The 14,522-nt window shown below is 68.8% G+C and carries 14 protein-coding genes, 1 tRNA gene and 2 pseudogenes; 7 read left to right on the plus strand and 10 right to left on the minus strand.

All coding sequences use genetic code 11. From position 1 onward, the window contains the following. Positions 1–5 precede the first annotated feature (5 nt). The 5 genes and pseudogenes from PVK74_RS24790 to PVK74_RS24810 all read left to right on the plus strand — a co-directional run bounded on the left by PVK74_RS24790 (position 6) and on the right by PVK74_RS24810 (position 4,220). Complete coding sequence (locus PVK74_RS24790; RefSeq protein ID WP_274477345.1) at positions 6–995, plus strand: UTP--glucose-1-phosphate uridylyltransferase; 990 nt, start codon at positions 6–8, stop codon at positions 993–995. After that, positions 992–2,304, plus strand: a pseudogene (locus PVK74_RS24795) (molybdopterin molybdotransferase MoeA). The gene PVK74_RS24790 and the pseudogene PVK74_RS24795 overlap by 4 nt, the downstream one beginning before the upstream one ends. A 52-nt stretch (positions 2,305–2,356) precedes the next feature. Beyond that, on the plus strand, positions 2,357–2,998 hold the full coding sequence (locus PVK74_RS24800) for a GNAT family N-acetyltransferase (RefSeq protein WP_113972084.1): 642 nt from the start codon (positions 2,357–2,359) through the stop codon (positions 2,996–2,998). A gap of 169 nt (positions 2,999–3,167) precedes the next feature. After that, entirely contained in the window at positions 3,168–3,950 is a 783-nt protein-coding gene (gene sepX / locus PVK74_RS24805) for a divisome protein SepX/GlpR (RefSeq protein WP_176722722.1), read from the plus strand. A 193-nt stretch (positions 3,951–4,143) separates the two neighbouring features. Further along, a tRNA-Ala gene (locus PVK74_RS24810) sits at positions 4,144–4,220 on the plus strand. A 62-nt stretch (positions 4,221–4,282) separates the two neighbouring features. Here PVK74_RS24810 and PVK74_RS24815 read toward each other — a convergent pair. After that, positions 4,283–4,405 (minus strand): hypothetical protein, encoded by a 123-nt coding sequence (locus PVK74_RS24815; protein ID WP_274477346.1) that lies wholly within the window; start codon positions 4,403–4,405, stop codon positions 4,283–4,285. 36 nt (positions 4,406–4,441) lie between these two features. Next, positions 4,442–4,495: pseudogene (locus PVK74_RS31165) on the minus strand (hypothetical protein); the annotation flags it as partial. A 263-nt stretch (positions 4,496–4,758) separates the two neighbouring features. On the opposite strand from PVK74_RS31165, the gene PVK74_RS24820 reads away from it, so the two are divergent. Further along, a complete protein-coding gene (locus PVK74_RS24820; RefSeq protein WP_274477348.1) occupies positions 4,759–5,922 on the plus strand; it encodes a hypothetical protein in 1,164 nt (387 codons plus the stop codon). A 605-nt stretch (positions 5,923–6,527) separates the two neighbouring features. On the opposite strand, the gene PVK74_RS24825 is transcribed toward PVK74_RS24820, so the two are convergent. Next, complete coding sequence (locus PVK74_RS24825; RefSeq protein ID WP_274477350.1) at positions 6,528–6,965, minus strand: hypothetical protein; 438 nt, start codon at positions 6,963–6,965, stop codon at positions 6,528–6,530. Continuing rightward, on the minus strand, positions 6,962–8,161 hold the full coding sequence (locus tag PVK74_RS24830; protein WP_274477351.1) for a hypothetical protein: 1,200 nt from the start codon (positions 8,159–8,161) through the stop codon (positions 6,962–6,964). Before PVK74_RS24830 ends, PVK74_RS24825 begins: the two co-directional genes overlap by 4 nt. Before the next feature lie 530 nt (positions 8,162–8,691). Between PVK74_RS24830 and PVK74_RS24835 the strand changes: the two genes are divergently transcribed. Further along, positions 8,692–9,090, plus strand: coding sequence for a hypothetical protein (locus PVK74_RS24835; RefSeq protein ID WP_274477353.1), 399 nt, complete (start codon positions 8,692–8,694; stop codon positions 9,088–9,090). Positions 9,091–9,503: 413 nt separating this feature from the next. Here the strand turns inward: PVK74_RS24835 and PVK74_RS24840 are convergent, their stop codons facing one another. From PVK74_RS24840 to PVK74_RS24865, 6 genes are all read right to left on the minus strand, one after another. Then, positions 9,504–10,199: an Ntn hydrolase family protein gene (locus PVK74_RS24840; RefSeq protein WP_069087203.1), complete on the minus strand. Its 696-nt coding sequence runs from the start codon at positions 10,197–10,199 to the stop codon at positions 9,504–9,506. A 122-nt stretch (positions 10,200–10,321) separates the two neighbouring features. Next, complete coding sequence (locus tag PVK74_RS24845; protein WP_140946572.1) at positions 10,322–10,765, minus strand: DUF3592 domain-containing protein; 444 nt, start codon at positions 10,763–10,765, stop codon at positions 10,322–10,324. Positions 10,766–10,801: 36 nt separating this feature from the next. Then, positions 10,802–11,602 (minus strand): methyltransferase domain-containing protein, encoded by an 801-nt coding sequence (locus PVK74_RS24850; protein WP_274477355.1) that lies wholly within the window; start codon positions 11,600–11,602, stop codon positions 10,802–10,804. A gap of 52 nt (positions 11,603–11,654) precedes the next feature. Further along, positions 11,655–12,038, minus strand: a complete 384-nt coding sequence (locus PVK74_RS24855; protein ID WP_181373821.1) for a hypothetical protein — start codon at positions 12,036–12,038, stop codon at positions 11,655–11,657. 33 nt (positions 12,039–12,071) lie between these two features. Then, on the minus strand, positions 12,072–13,505 hold the full coding sequence (gene rox, locus PVK74_RS24860) for a rifampin monooxygenase (RefSeq protein ID WP_274477356.1): 1,434 nt from the start codon (positions 13,503–13,505) through the stop codon (positions 12,072–12,074). 72 nt (positions 13,506–13,577) lie between these two features. Continuing rightward, the gene (locus tag PVK74_RS24865; RefSeq protein ID WP_274477357.1) at positions 13,578–14,516 is read right to left on the minus strand and encodes a helix-turn-helix domain-containing protein; all 939 of its coding nucleotides are present in this window, start codon (positions 14,514–14,516) and stop codon (positions 13,578–13,580) included. Positions 14,517–14,522 lie beyond the last annotated feature (6 nt).

The raw sequence follows: 14,522 nt of genomic DNA on the forward strand, positions 1-14,522 counted from the left end.
GCGACATGTCGGAGCACTCAGCGAACCCCTCAGCGACCCGCGGTCGCTCCCGCGCGGTCAAGGCCGTGATCCCGGCCGCCGGCCTGGCCACCCGGTTCCTGCCGGCCACCAAGGCGGTTCCCAAGGAACTGCTGCCGGTCGTCGACCGGCCGGTGCTGCAGTACATCGTCGAGGAGGCCGCGCAGGCCGGCATCGACGACATCCTGCTGATCACCGGTCGCGGCAAGACCTCGATGGTCGACCACTTCGACCGCCGGCCCGACCTGGAGGAACGGCTCGCCAAGAAGCCCGAGCTGCTGGCCGAGGTCAAGCGCACCGAGGAACTCGCAGCGATCTACACGGTCCGCCAGCCGGAGCAGCTCGGCCTCGGCCACGCCGTCGGGTACGCCGAGTCGCACGTCGGCGACGCGCCCTTCGCGGTGCTGCTCGGCGACGAGTTCGTCAAGCCCTCCGAGCCGCTGCTGCCGGCCATGCTGGAGCTCCAGGCCCGCACCGGTGGCGTGGTGCTCGCCTTCTTCGAGGTCGACCCGGCCGAGACCAGCCGTTACGGCATCGCGTCGGTCGAGCCCGCCGAGTCGGAGTACGGCGACATCGCCGAGGTCGTCAAGGTCACCGGCATGGTGGAGAAGCCCAGTCCGGAGGAAGCGCCCAGCAACCTGGCGGTCCTCGGGCGGTACGTGCTCCCGGGGAAGATCTTCGACGCGATCCGGCGTACCGACCCGGGCAGCGGCGGCGAGATCCAGCTGACCGACGCGATGGAGCTGCTGCGTACCGAGGGGGTGCCGGTACACGCCATCGTCTACCGGGGCACCCGCTACGACACCGGCATGCCGCTGGGCTACCTGCAGACTGTGGTGCAGATCGCGGCCGAGCGGGAGGACCTGGGCGCCGAGTTCCGCAAGTGGCTGGCCGAGTTCGTCAACAACGGCGACGAGACGGTCACGGCGGCGATCCTCAACGGCATGCGTGACGCGTCCGGCGGTGCCGATACATGACCGCGACGGCCGACGCCGAGGCGGCCGCGAACGAGTTGACGCCGCTCGCCGACTACCTGGGCAGTGTGCTGCGCAGGTTACGCGCGCTGCCTCCACTCGACCTCGACCTGACCCAGGCGTACGGCAACGTGCTCGCCGAGGACGTGGTCGCCCCGCACTCGTACCCCGCCTTCGACCAGGCGGCGGTGGACGGGTACGCCGCGCGCTGGGAGGACATCTCCGGTGGGAGTCGGGGGCCGGGCTACGTCCCGGCCCCTCCGGTATGCCCGGTGGCCGCAGCATCCGGCTCAACGTCGTCGGTGACCTGGGCGCGGCGAGCTGGCGGCCGGTTCGGCTCACCCCCGGATCGTGCTTCTCGGTCGCGGCGGGCGCGCCGCTGCCGATCGGCGCCGACGTGGTCGTCCCGGTGGAGTGGACCGACCAGGGCATGGCCGCCGTCGAGATCTTCCGCGCCCCCAAACGGGGGTACGGGCTGCGCCGCGCCGGGGAGGAACTGGTCGCCGGCACACTGCTCGCCCGCGCCGGCGCGTACGTCTCACCGGCGCTGGTGGCGGTGTTCGCCGCCACCGGCATCGGGCACGTCGTGGTGCGGCCCAGTCCGCGCGTGGTCATCGTGGCCACCGGCGACGAGCTGGTCGACGTGGGCCGGGGCAGCCAGCCCGGGCAGGTGGTCGACACCAACTCGCACGCGCTCACCGCTGCGGCGGCCGAGGCGGGCGGGCTCGCGTACCGGGTGGGGATCTGCGACGACGACCCGGAGGCGCTGCGCGGCCTGCTGGACGACCAGACGCTGCGGGCCGACCTGATCATCACCACCGGCGGCACCGGTACCGGCCCGGGCGACATGGTGCGCCGCATCCTGTCCCGCCGCGAGGGCGGCCGGGCCGGGCCGGTCACCTTCACAGAGGTGGCCCTCTATCCGGGAACGGCTCTCGGGTTCGGTACGGTCGGCGCCGAGGAGGTGCCGGTGGTGTGTCTTCCCGGTGAGCCCGGCGCGGCGCTGATCGGCTTCGAGGTGCTGGCCCGCCCGGCGATCCAGCTGCTGGCCGGCGCCGAGCCGGTGTTCCGGCCGAGCGTCCGCGCGCACCTGCTGGAGACGGTCTCGTCCCCGGTGGGGCTGCGCGAGTTCCGGCCCGCGCACGTGGCCGAGCGGCGTGGCGGCGGGTACACGGTGCAGCCGCTCGCCGGTGGCCCGTACACGCTCTCCGGCCTGTCCGACGCGAACGGTCTGCTGGTGCTGGGCGAGCGGGTCACCACCGCCGCCGCGGGGTCCACCGTCGACGTGCTCCTGCTGGACCGGCGCCGGTGAGCGCGAGGAGTGAGCTTGCGAGCCCCGTAGTCGCGAGCGAAAGGCAAGCCCGGTGAGGTTCTGGCGGGCTCCGGGGTGGCCGGCGGTGCTCGTGGACGGCCCGGTGGTGCTGCGGCCGTACCGGCGATCGGACGCCGGCGCCTGGTCGGAGATCCGGCGCGCGAACCGCGAGTGGCTGGCGCCGTGGGAGTCGCACGTGCCCGGCGGCTGGTACGAGACCAACTCGCCGGCGGCGTTCCGGCTGGTCCACGCGGACCAGCGCAAGTCCGCGCGCAGCGGTGAGGGCATGCCGTTCGCGGTGTGCCTGCGGGAGGACGGCAGCGAGCGGCTGGTCGGCCACGTCAACATCGGCAGCATCGTGCGGCGGGCGTTCTGTTCCGGGTACGTGGGCTACTGGGTGGACTCCCGGGTGGCCGGCCGGGGCGTGATCCCGACCGCTGTCGCGCTCGCCGTGGACCACGCCTTCGGTCCCGGTGGCCTGCACCGGATCGAGGTGAACATCCGGCCGGAGAACATGCCGTCCCGCCGGGTGGTGGAGAAGCTCGGCTTCCGCGAGGAGGCCTATCACGTGCGCTACATGCACATCGACGGCGCGTGGCGCGACCACATCGGATACGCGATGACCGGCGAGGAAGTAGTCGCCGAGGGCGGCTTGCTGGCGCGGTGGCACCGCGTACGTGACAACCGCCGCTGACGCGCCCGCACGGCGCGGCGCACTGTGAACTGGGTCGACGGCCCGTAACCTCAAGTAACTGCAAGCTGCGGCAAGCGCTGCCCGCCCGCATGAAGTGCGCCGTAAACGACGGTCGACGGAACAAGTTGCGGCGGGCGGCGCTCGCCGGAGAACTTTGGTGACGGGAGGGGTGAGGGTGCCCACGTCGGTGCTCCTCGCCGTCCTCGCCGCCGCCGGTCTGCTCGCCCTCGCTCCGGCGCTGGTCCGCCGGTACGACGCCACCGAGCGGCTGGTGGCGGAGCGGGCGCAGTCGACGGCGCGGGTGCTCCAGCGCCAGCGTCGACGGCGCACCGTGCCCGGGCGACGGCCGCTGCACCCGCCCCGCTCCCTCGTGGTGACCCTCAGTGAAGACTCCGACACGGGTAGTCTCGCCCGCCCGGTCTCCGCGCCACCGCTGCGCCGCCGTTCCGGCCGGCTCCGGCCCGTCTCCGCCGTCCCGGCCCAGTCCCGCCGACGGAACTCGCCCCGGCGGCGGCACACCCCGGCGATCTACCGCCGGCGCCGGGTGCTCGCCGCGCTGCTGCTGCTCAACCTGGTGGAACTGGGCGGCGTGGTACTTGTCGGACCCGGGTTCTGGATCAGCGTCTCGGTCACCGGCACGCTGCTCGTTGCGTACGTCGTACACCTGCGGCAGCGTGCCCTCGCCGAACGTCGGCGGCGGCGCGCGGACGCCCGGGAGGCGGCCTGGCTGGCCGCCCGCCAGGCCGAGGTGCGCCGCGAGCAGGCCCGGCGCGCGGCGGCCCGGCGGGAGGCGCAGCGCCGGCTGGCCGCCCAGCGCGAGGCGGTCCGGCGTACGGCGATGGGGCTGGACCGTCCCGCGGACCTGCCGCCCGCGGCGAGCGGCGGCTCGGTGTCCTACCGGCGGGCGGGTGGCCTGCGCGGACGCCCCTACCAGTCCGGCCGAGGCGCCTGACGCCCTCGCCCGGCGCGGCCCTCGTCGCCCGCGGCGGGCGATCTTGGAAGAAATGGGTCGCTCTGGGAGCCGCTTTCTTCCAAGATCTACGTGGGCGGTGGGGCGGTTCGCGTCGTGGGGGCGCTACCTGTTAGCCTTGTCGCCGGCCCACCCGGTGAAAGCTGGGTGGGACCGACGCCGGTTCGCCGGCGGAGGGGCTGTGGCGCAGACCGGTAGCGCACCTCGTTCGCATCGAGGGGGTCAGGGGTTCAAATCCCCTCAGCTCCACCAGTAACACCGTTGACCAGGGGAAATGCCGCTAGCAAGATCAGCGGGCACAGATCCGGCACAACTCAGCGAGAATCCGGGGCCTTCGGGCCCCGCTTTCGTTTGGCGCTCGCCTCCCGCAGCGCGCCGCTGATGATGTTGCGGCGGCGGTCCTTCTTCGGCCACCAGTGGACGTAGGTCTCCAGCATGATCCGCAGGCTGGAGTGCCGTAGCGCGTTCTGCACGTCCGTGGGGTCGGCACCCGAGGTGATCAGGCGGGTGGCGAAGTAGTGCCGCAGCGAGTGGAAGGTGCCCTCATCGGGTCAGCCTGCCGCCCTGCACCACCTCCGCCACATCGTGGACCAGCGCTGGTCATGGATCGGCCGGCCCAGCTCGTCGGTGAACAGCAGCGGCACCAACCGGCGCTTGGGTGTGGGTGCACGCCCGGGCGGATCTCTGCCGACGTTGAGGACCAGGGCTCTCCGCCACGGAGGACCTTCCCCTCACTTGGGCAGTCCGGGTCATCGGAAACAGGGTTGCGAAGCGTCGAGATACTGTCGGGGTGGATTCACTGCCAGGGGCTGCACAAGCAGGAGAACGGCTGAAAAGGACCGCGTTGCGAGACTTCGGTCCGGTTGCCGACCACCACGTGCGGCAAGGGACGTCCTACAAAGTCACGCTTGACCCGCACGAGGCGCCGCTCCCAGCATTGCTCAAATTTGCACTCAACCTCATCGGCATCGAGGCGCACGGGCCCGCGGAGAAGGTCGCGTGGTGGGTGAACTTTACGTACCGCGGTGAGTGGTGCGAGCTGGCGCACCAAAAGTTTGGCCTGCGGCTCTACCTTCAGACGGAGGCCCGAAAGGAGGAAGCGCGGAAGACTCAGGCCCAAATTATCAAGCAGCTTCGGTCATCGATGCGTACCGTCGAGACGCTGATCCTAGATGCAGCGCCGCAGCTGCTGGGCAAGGGTGACGCCACGGTGGTGAACCAGCACATGTCGCTTGACCGGGCGTATAGGTACTTCCGTGAGCGCGCGATTGAGCCGGCCGTCATCGAGGACGAGCGGATTGTGCACGGGCCGGTCGAAGGTTCGCTCCTGGGCGCAGCCATAACGTTCAAGAGCGGCAAGTTCCAGATGCAAATGAACGCGTTTCACGACATGGTCGCCGCGATTACTGCGTATCTCAGTCGGCTAGAGCACGACCTCGTACTTGCGTTGGCATTCAGCGGGTTTGACCCCGCTGCAGACGACCTTACGCACGTAATCGGCTCGCGGTGGGGTGAGAAGTTCGAGCGTCTGCTGGGCACGCAGGGTGAAGCGGCTCGTTTCCGACAGCGCCTCACCGATGTTGTCGAGAGGTGGCGAAATCCATACTCACACGGGGGATTCGAGAAGGGCCATGGTGCGACGATATACCTCCATACGCCTGGCCTAGGAGCTGTCCCGGTCGGGCTGACCAAGGTGCGCAGTAGTCCGATGTTCTCGTTCCTTCCGGTGACCGAAACCGAGATCGCGGATGTCTTCGACTTGTTTGACGAATTCGATGCATGGCTGGCCTCCGAACTCCCGGACGCAATGCGATGGATCGATTCAGGCCTAGACGTCCGCTTCGACGAGGTGTTCCGCACGGTGTTGGCAGAAGCTCAGCAGGAGAACGACTTCGGGGGCTTCCTGGAGTACCACGAATACCGGCAGGCCGTGATTGACAACATGGATTACTGACCAGCGAGGTTGATGTAGCGGACCTGGGGCTGGTTCAGACCATCAGTGCTGAGTGCTGCTGAGTGCTGAGCGGTGTTGAGCAGGTGTGAGAACTTTCTTTACGGGATCAAGGCGGCCCGCTTCGCAGGCCGCTCGCGCCCCCGAACCTGGGCCGGGCCGATGGCCCGCCGCCGCGCCTCTGGCCTTCGGCCGCCAGCGCGACGGTGACAGCCCGCCGGCGGCGCGACATACGAAGAAGCCCCGGGCCGCCATGATCGATGGCAGTTCCGGGGCTTCACGTTGAACGAGACACAGACAGTGCCTCCGGCGGGGCGCTCAGGCGCTCTGGGATGGTGGCGCCATCCCGACAACCTTCGTCCGGGCAAGCCGAGCAGGTGGGGCCTGCCCGGTCAAGGTCGGTCAGACAGTGGGGTGCTCCACCTTGACCGGGCAGGCCCCACCCACTCCACCGAGGTGCGGACGAAGGCCGACGGGATGGCTAGCAGGCCGATGAAGGGGAAGAGAACGAGCGCGAGCGGGAGCCCAGACAGTAATCAAGGCACGACCGTCGATGGCGGGAGCGAACCAGATTCTCGGCTACCTGCGCAGATCAGGTGGGAGGGGACTCACCCGTCAATAGTGGTCCTGGCTGGCGGTGAGTACCGGCAGCCGTGTGCGTTGGCAGCTGACCTCAGCGTCTTTGCGATCCGTTCGACCTGACCCCTTGTGAAGCCGCGAAAGTCGATATAGGCATGGGCCTTCGGTGTTTCAGGCTTCGCAGAGTCATCTACTACACGGGTCCCAGCCTCCGCTACCTCGCCGACTCGAACGCCCCATGTGCCAGCGGAAGAGTGCTCGTACTGCTCGAAGGCCTCTTCCGCGGTCACCGACTGCCGACTCACCGAGAGCTTGCCCTCATCCTTCGGAGTGGGTTTGAAGGCTTGGCTCGACGGCTGGCCGTCCGACAGAAACTGCGGGTGAACCTGTCTCCAAACAAACTCGGCAGCGTCCTCCACGAGAAGTTCGTCGTCGTCCAGCCGAACTGAGGGGCCGGGTTGAGTCATACGGTCACACCGCCGAGGAGAATGTTGGTGAGGGATTCTTCATTTAGCGACTTGTACAGTCGTTCGCGCAAGTCGTCCGTTGCCGTATCAACCTGGACGACGTATGCGCTTAGGTCTGCGTGGACCTCAATGCTGTACTCGTGTGTTCCGTTCGTCCACTCCAGCTGGACTCCGCCCTCCGGGGTGGGATAGATGCGTACCGGCGGGTGGGTTGGGGCAGCCAGCACGAGGGCGAGCTGACGGAGATGGGCTAGCACCTCTTGTGCCGGGGGCTCTCCTTCGCCATCCAGCCATCCCGGCCCCAACGACTCGAGCTCATCGATCCGCCGGTTTACCTTAGCTGCGGGGTCGCTTTGACGCGGGATAGCACGGAAGGTCCGCTGCGGGGGTATGCCCTCCGCATCGCCATCGAAGTCCAACGTATCCGATGCTTCGTCGGCCTCATCCGCGTATCCCGCTTCCGTGACCTCCATGCGAACGACTTTATCGATCCTATCGAGGACCGCTTCACCGCTAACTCTAACTGCGGGCCCCGCGCCATCGGGTAGCAGTGCATTACGAATGAACGGGAATAGTTCCGACTCGAAATGACACCGGACCACGTTATTTGTCAGCGTGCGAAGGTTGAAGGCCGAGTCTTCGGCGTCTATTTCAACGATCCGGCCCAGGAGGTTTGCATTGACGCGATAAGTGCTGGAGCGCGACAACAGCAAGCGGCGCCTAACATTGGCGGTGTAGACCGCGCCCCGCTCGTGTCCGGGCTCTCGCAGTTCGATGGAATCGCCAGGCAGCAGACTGCGCCCGAATCTGTTGAAGTATCCGACAACATCCTCGGGAAAGTCCGATGGGAGAGTGTCCTCACTTGCGACGGATGAAATTGCAGCCTCTATCAGACGGCGTGCAACTACGAACTCGTCCTCCCTTGGGAAAAATCCCTCAGCGTCGGTATCAAGTCGTTCGAGCACCGGTAGCGCGCTGCCCTCGTCCACCCGCCTCAAGCGCAGACGCAGTCGCTCAACAAATCCCTTCGGGACGCGTTGCCTGCCGGGATTGTTGCGGAGGAACAAGGCTTTTGCCACCTCGACGAGAAGCTCTCTGTATGCGACCAGCTCGGAGAGGGCTTCCACGGGCATGCCAGGGTGATCGAACCGCTGTCCTTTCATGCGCAGCTCGACGAAGGGTGCGGGCTCGGTCACACCCCGACTCTACTGCGCGTGCGCCAGTCATGGGGTACTCCCGGGAAGGCGTGCCCGATCCGTGCCCGATCGGGCCGTCAGCCTTGCCTATCAGGCGGACGGGACGTGGACAACGCACGATGGCTAGACAAGATCTTCGGGCGCAAGGCGGCCCATGACATCGGCAATCTGTGTGAGCACATCGACAGGCACAGGGGAGTGGGGCCACGCTGGCTGTTCAGGCGGCAGCGGCGGCCTGGCGCAAGTGATCGCCGCTGCTGCCGCTGGCCGACCGTGCCGCCAGGCTGTCTGGCGGCACCTACTTTTCCTTGCGCCAAGATCATGCCGTTGCCAGGCCGTTGAAGGAAAACCAGTAGCGACAGAGGTTGACCAACGCTGGCTGCCTGAGTCCCGGGTCGGGAGGCGTGAAGCCCCGTTGATCGCTTCTGCCTGCCAACGCGATCAATACCGCTGGAAGTGGTTGTGTCTGTCAGATCATCGACGCTTGGAAGATCTTCACGTTCCGCGCAGACGTCAGTACCGTCTGCGACATGGCGTCCCGCGGTAAGTCAAAGCTTTGGCAGTACTGGGGTTACGCGGTCTTGGCCGTGCTCCTCCTATCCCTGGGCAACGCCAAGTTTGGTCCGGCCACATACGGGGTGCTTTTGGGCCTTCTGCTCTTCTTCGTCCTCTTCCAGGCTCCGGTGTACTGCGGCGCGATCAACCGGAAGCGCGGCAGCGTCGTTGAGTTCTGCCGCAACAACTCAACTGGGTTGGTCCTGGGGTGCCACCTCCGGCAGCACAAGTGGCAGAAGCTGGGGCGCGAGTGGTGGTCCCTGGGGTGGCGTCAGAAGACCGAAGGACTTTGGACCGGAGGTCAAGCAAAGATCGCCACCCTGAGCTTCGTGGTTGGCACTGTGGTCAGCATCATCGGGCTCTTTAAGAAATAGCCGGCCAGCATGACCGCAGGTCGGCGGAGCGGTACAGCAGCGAAGTACAGCAACCGACCGGACTAAGCAGAGCGGCTAGGAGCGGTACCGGACCACCGGCCAGCGGTGGCCATCGGACGGGACCTGGCTGCCGATCTCTGGGGGTCAAGCGGTCGTGGTGGCCGCCGATGGCAGAGCTGAGGCGAGCCCCTGTCGTGAAGATCATCGGGCCCAGATCCGGCACAAATCAGAGCGACAAACCGTGTAAAACGTCGAGAGGTCTTGAGGACGGTTGTGCAGGTCGCGCCGCAGGAGTGCCCGACTCGCGATGATCTCTGCCCGGAGAAGGTGTAAGGGGTTCAACTCCCCTCAGCTCCACCCGGTTCAAAGGCCGTCTCCCTGGTGGGAGGCGGCCTTTTTCGAACCCGCTCGCGTCAGTCGAACAGCTGGTCGAGCGCTTTCTGTTCGAGGTCACGCCAGCGCTGGACGTCCTTCAGCGCCTTGGCGATCTCCTTCTCGTCGAGATGGTGGGCGCCTTCCTCCCGGATGCACGCGACGCTGAACGGCCTGCCGACCGACGGCGAGGTCTGCTCCAGCGCCTCCAGCACCCGCACCACGCCCACCACGCCGTACTCGACGGTGCGCGTGGTCATCCGGAAGTGGGACAGCAGCGCGCCGGCCTGCTGAGCCATCGGCGCGCCGGAGCCGATGGCGTGGAAGCCAACGTCCTCGTAGCGGCCGATGAGCCCGTTCGGGTTGATCTCCACGATCCACGGCCCGCCCTGGCTGAAGCCGGCCGCGAGCAGGTAGGCCGACACTCCGCCGCCGGAGCCCTCGCCGGGCACGTCCGGGATGTAGTTCTCGTAGTGCTTCTTGAAGACGGGCAGGACGCGCTCCTGCAGCTCGCCGCCGATGTCCGGCGCTTCGAGGATGGCGGTGGCCGAGTCCTGGAGGAGGGGGCGCAGGTCGTTCAGCACTCCGCGCGCGCCGCTGCCGCCCCAGGCGGCGCAGTCGCCGAGCGGGTGCAGCTTCTGCGCGGGGAAGCTCAGACCGCGGTCGCTCTCGGTGATCTGGGAGTCCGCGCCGATCACCACCCCGTCGCTGCAGACAACGGCGAGTACGACGGTCATGGGGTCCTCCTGTGCAGGGGTGCGGGGTTGGGGCGCGAGGTACCCGGCATCCCGCCTGCCTACACCCGGCAGGGACGTCCGTGTGGCGGCTGACACCGGCCACAAGCCGGCGGTGCCCAGAATCAGACTGGGCGGTCTCGGTGAAGGCGCCACCCGGCAAACCCAGCGCCCGACAGCAGGGCGGTGGCGGCCACGAGGTTGAATACCGCGACGCGCTGCGCGCCGTGGTTCTCGGCGTCCTCCACCCCCGGCGCGAGGTCGTCGGGGTTGTATCGGATGCGTACTCGGTCGCCCTCGTCGAGCTCGGGGCTGCAGCTCGTGCACTCCGCGCTCAGGGGTTCGCCGCTACGAGGTGTGAACTCCACGGTGACCTTGCTGGCGCGTCCATGACGGTCGACGTCGACGACTGTGGCGTCTGTGGTGAGGCCGCGGTTCGCGAGGCCAATCGCGGTCGTGCCGTTATAGAAGGCGGCGCAGCACATGAAGGCGGAAGAAGCGGTGAGGATGATCAACGCGCCAATCAGCTTGCGTTGTCGCGGGTGAAGTTGTTCCCAACTTTCGTCCACGTCGCGATGCTAAGCACCGACGTCAACGGGGATGCGCTACGGCGACGGCTCGTGGAAGTAGACGGTGGCCGCGGTGAGGAAGAACGTGACCGCGTACGTGAACCGGCCTGCCTCGACCGCCTCGTCGAACTGCTCCTCGAACGCGCGAGCTTCGGCGGGGTCGAGTACGCCGCGCTGAGCCGCCGTACCGGCCCAGCTGCGCAGGCCGAGAACGTTGTCGGCGGCGTTCGGGTCCCGAACCAGCAGCGTCCGGGGCTCGACGGTGACCTCGGCCAGGCCGAGCGTGGCGAGAATGCCGGCGTGCTGGTGAGCCAGGGTGCCGTTGCGGAGCATGACGTCGGCCCGGAATCTCAGCACGCGCCGGGCCAGATCCTGGTCGGCGATGTCGAGTACCTGCGTGTCGTAGTCGGGGTCGGCGAGAACTATCCGGCCACCCGGGCGGACGACTCTGGCGAGTTCCCTGATCGCGGCGCGGGGATCGGCGAGGTGCTGCACGGTGCGGTCGGCCCAGGCACCGTCGATCGAGTCGTCGAGGAACGGCAGCCGGTGGGCGTCGGCGACGGCGCACCGGGTCAAGCCACGGGCTCGCATGGCGACGGCCATGGTCAGGGAACGATCCACCGTCAGCACGGTGACGTCGTGATCGTCCCTCAGGCGGACCGCGCTCGCCCCGGTGCCCGCACCGACGTCGAGGTAGCGCCGGCCGGGCGACGGGCGGAGCAACTCGCGTACCCGCTGCTGGTATGCCTGGTAGAAGGGCTCGCCGCTCAGGCGGTCGAGCACGCCCACCCACGATTTCGGGTCCGGCTGCCGGTCGACATCGGTGAATCCGTGCACGGACTGGAGCCTATTTCGCCGCTGTCGGTTGAACCCGCAGCGCCGACGCGCGTCAGCGGGGCCGCTTGTCCTCGACGTGGACGACGGTCAGCTCATGGCCGTCTCGATCTCGCTTGTGGCGCCCGTACAGACCGACAGCAAGGTCGCTGTCGTCCGAGACCTCGTCCGGGCCGACGTAGGTCAACACGTCGTGGTGATGGCCGTAGACCGCCCAGCCGGGGCCGGGATCGAGCGTGACGGTACCGAAGTCCGCGGACGGCGAGCCGACGTGGACGGGGCCGTACTCGCGCAGGATCTCGACGGCCTGTGCGGCGAGGTCGACGCCCGGCGCGGGGTCCGGCAGGACGACGCACGTGCCGTGCGCGAACACGACCCAGGACTTGCCGTCTCCCAGGATGATGCGACGCCAGGTGTCGGCCAGGTTGTCGTCGGACATGAAGCTGATCATTGCCGAGTCCGTGCGCCGTCGCTACCCGCGAACCGTCCCGCCGCCGAACCATCTGGTCAGCGCGCCCTCCAGCGTCCGCTGGTCGTCGCCCACCCAGACCACGTGACCGTCCGGCCGCAGCAGCGCCGCGGGCACGTCCAGCTCGTCGCCGGTGCCGGCGACGAGCCCGACCCGGTCGGCCCAGCCGTCCACCGACAGCTTCCCGGTCCCGTCCAGCAACAACCCCCTGCCGGTACGCATCAGCTCGTACAGGCGTCCCTGCGGCAGCGGTACGTCGCGCAGCCGCCGCCCGAGCAGAGGATGACCCTCGCCGACGTCGTACCTGATGCTGATCGCGGTGACCTTCTCGATCATGTAGCGGTTGACCTCGTCGAAGTCCATGAGCTGCGTCAGCACCTGCCGTACCGCCTGCGGTCCGGGCTCGTTCGTGGTCAGCAGCATCTGCGCGCGCGTGTTCGTCAGCACGTCGGCGGCCACCGGGCGCCGCTCGGACTCGTAGGTGTCGAGCAGATCGTCCGGCGCCCACCCGTGCACCGCCGCTGCCAGCTTCCAGCCCAGGTTGAACGCGTCCTGGATGCCCAGGTTGAGCCCCTGCCCGCCCAGCGGCGGGTGGACGTGCGCGGCGTCGCCGGCCAGGAACACCCGCCCGACCCGGTAGCGCTCGTCCAGCCGGGTCGCGTCGCCGAAGCGGGACAGCCAGCGGGGCGAGTGCACGCCGAAGTCGGTGCCGGCGTACGCGGTCAGTTGCCGTTTGAAGTCCTCCAGCGTCGGCGGTGCCGAGGTCACGTCGGCCGCCGGCACGACCACCCGGAACACGCCGGGCGTGCCCGACGGGCCGAGCCCGAACCGCTTCTCGGTGCGGCGTACCTCGGTCATGATCGTGGTGATCTCGTCCGGGGAGGCGGTCACCTCCATCTCGCCCAGCAGCGTGTCGACTGTCGACGGCTCGCCGGGGAATCCGACGCCGAGCAGCTTCCGGACGGTGCTGCGCCCACCGTCGCAGCCGACGACGAACCGCGCCCGCAGCGACGGCGCGCTCGCGGAGTCGAGGTGGACGGTCACGCCGTCGTCGTCCTGCTCCAGCCCGGTCACCGCACTGCCGCGCCGGATCTCGGCCCCGACCTCGGCCGCGTGGTCGGCGAGCAGCCGGTCGGTGAGCGTCTGCGGGATGCCGAGCACGTACGGGTGGGCGGTGTCCAGGTCGGCGGGGGCGGGCTTGTCGATGCCGGCGAAGAAGCCCCGGATCGGGTGCTTGCCGCCGTTGTCGAGGAACCGTTCCAGCAGCCCTCGCTGGTCCATCACCTCGATGCTGCGGACGTGCAGTCCGAGCGAGCGCACGTACGGCGGCGGTTCGGGGTCCCGCTCCAGCACGAGCACGCCGACGCCCTGGAGGCGCAACTCGCTCGCCAGCATCATGCCGGTCGGCCCGCCGCCGACCACGATCACGTCGAACACAGCTTCCCCCGTGCCGATTGTCGGGCGACCGTCCCCTCGGGCGGCACGAACCGACCATAGCCGTTGTGCCGGTCAGCCTCGGCGGAACGTCCGGCGGTAGGTGTCCGGCGGCACGCCAACTGTGCGGTGGAAGTGCCGGCGCAGCGTCGTCGCCGTACCCATGCCTGATGCCTCGGCGACGGCGTCGATGCTGTCGTCGGTGTTCTCCAGCAGCTCCTGCGCCCGTCGGATGCGCTGCGTGGCCAGCCACTGCGACGGGGTGGCGCCGGTCGCGGCGGTGAAGTGCCGGACCAGGTTGCGGGTGCTCATGGTGGCCTGGCGGGCGAGGTCGGTGACCGTCAGCGGGCGGTCCAGCCGCGCCAGCGCCCAGGGGAGCAGTGCGGCGAGCGGGTGGTCCTCGCGGGCCGGGACCGGGGTGGTGACGTACTGGGCCTGGCCGCCCGCGCGGTGCGGCGGCACCACCAGGCGGCGGGCGACGGCGTTGGCGACTGTGGAGCCGTGGTCGCGGCGGATCAGGTGCAGGCACAGGTCGATGGCGGCGGCCTTGCCGGCGGAGGCGAGCACGTCGCCGTTGTCCACGTAGAGCACGTCCGGGTCGACCTGGACGCGCGGGTAGCGGGCAGCGAGCGCCTCGGTGTGCGCCCAGTGGGTGGTGGCGCGCAGCCCGTCGAGGATGCCGGCGGCGGCGAGCACGAACGCGCCGGTGCAGAACGAGACCATCCGGGCGCCTGCCTCGTGCGCGGCGCGGACCGCGTCGACCAGGTCGGACGGCGGCTCGGCGTCGGTGTCCTCGATCGCCGGGACGATCACCGTGTGGGCGCGGGCGAGGTGGTCCAGCCCGTGGTCGGGCGTGACCGCGAACCGGCCGACGCCGACCGGGCCGGGACCGCAGACCACCAGGTCGTACCAGGGGTCGGCCAGGCCGGTCGGGTCGCGCACGAAGATCTCGCAGGCCGCCGCCAGCTCGAAGTGCAGCATCCCGTCGGTGGCGGCGAGCGCGATCAGGGTCATGTCCGA

Origin of the sequence: Micromonospora chalcea (assembly GCF_028768405.1) — a bacterium.
GTDB classification, from domain to species: Bacteria; Actinomycetota; Actinomycetes; order Mycobacteriales; family Micromonosporaceae; genus Micromonospora; species Micromonospora chalcea.

What these genes read in the sequence shown, in the direction of transcription:
- PVK74_RS24815 (WP_274477346.1), bottom strand. Translation starts at nt 4,405, where the DNA reads ATGCTGGAGACCTACGTCCACTGGTGGCCGAAGAAGGACCGCCGCCGC.
- PVK74_RS24825 (WP_274477350.1), bottom strand. Translation starts at nt 6,965, where the DNA reads ATGACTCAACCCGGCCCCTCAGTTCGGCTGGACGACGACGAACTTCTC.
- PVK74_RS24790 (WP_274477345.1), top strand. Translation starts at nt 6, where the DNA reads ATGTCGGAGCACTCAGCGAACCCCTCAGCGACCCGCGGTCGCTCCCGC.
- PVK74_RS24835 (WP_274477353.1), top strand. Translation starts at nt 8,692, where the DNA reads ATGGCGTCCCGCGGTAAGTCAAAGCTTTGGCAGTACTGGGGTTACGCG.
- PVK74_RS24840 (WP_069087203.1), bottom strand. Translation starts at nt 10,199, where the DNA reads ATGACCGTCGTACTCGCCGTTGTCTGCAGCGACGGGGTGGTGATCGGC.
- PVK74_RS24855 (WP_181373821.1), bottom strand. Translation starts at nt 12,038, where the DNA reads ATGTCCGACGACAACCTGGCCGACACCTGGCGTCGCATCATCCTGGGA.
- PVK74_RS24865 (WP_274477357.1), bottom strand. Translation starts at nt 14,516, where the DNA reads ATGACCCTGATCGCGCTCGCCGCCACCGACGGGATGCTGCACTTCGAG.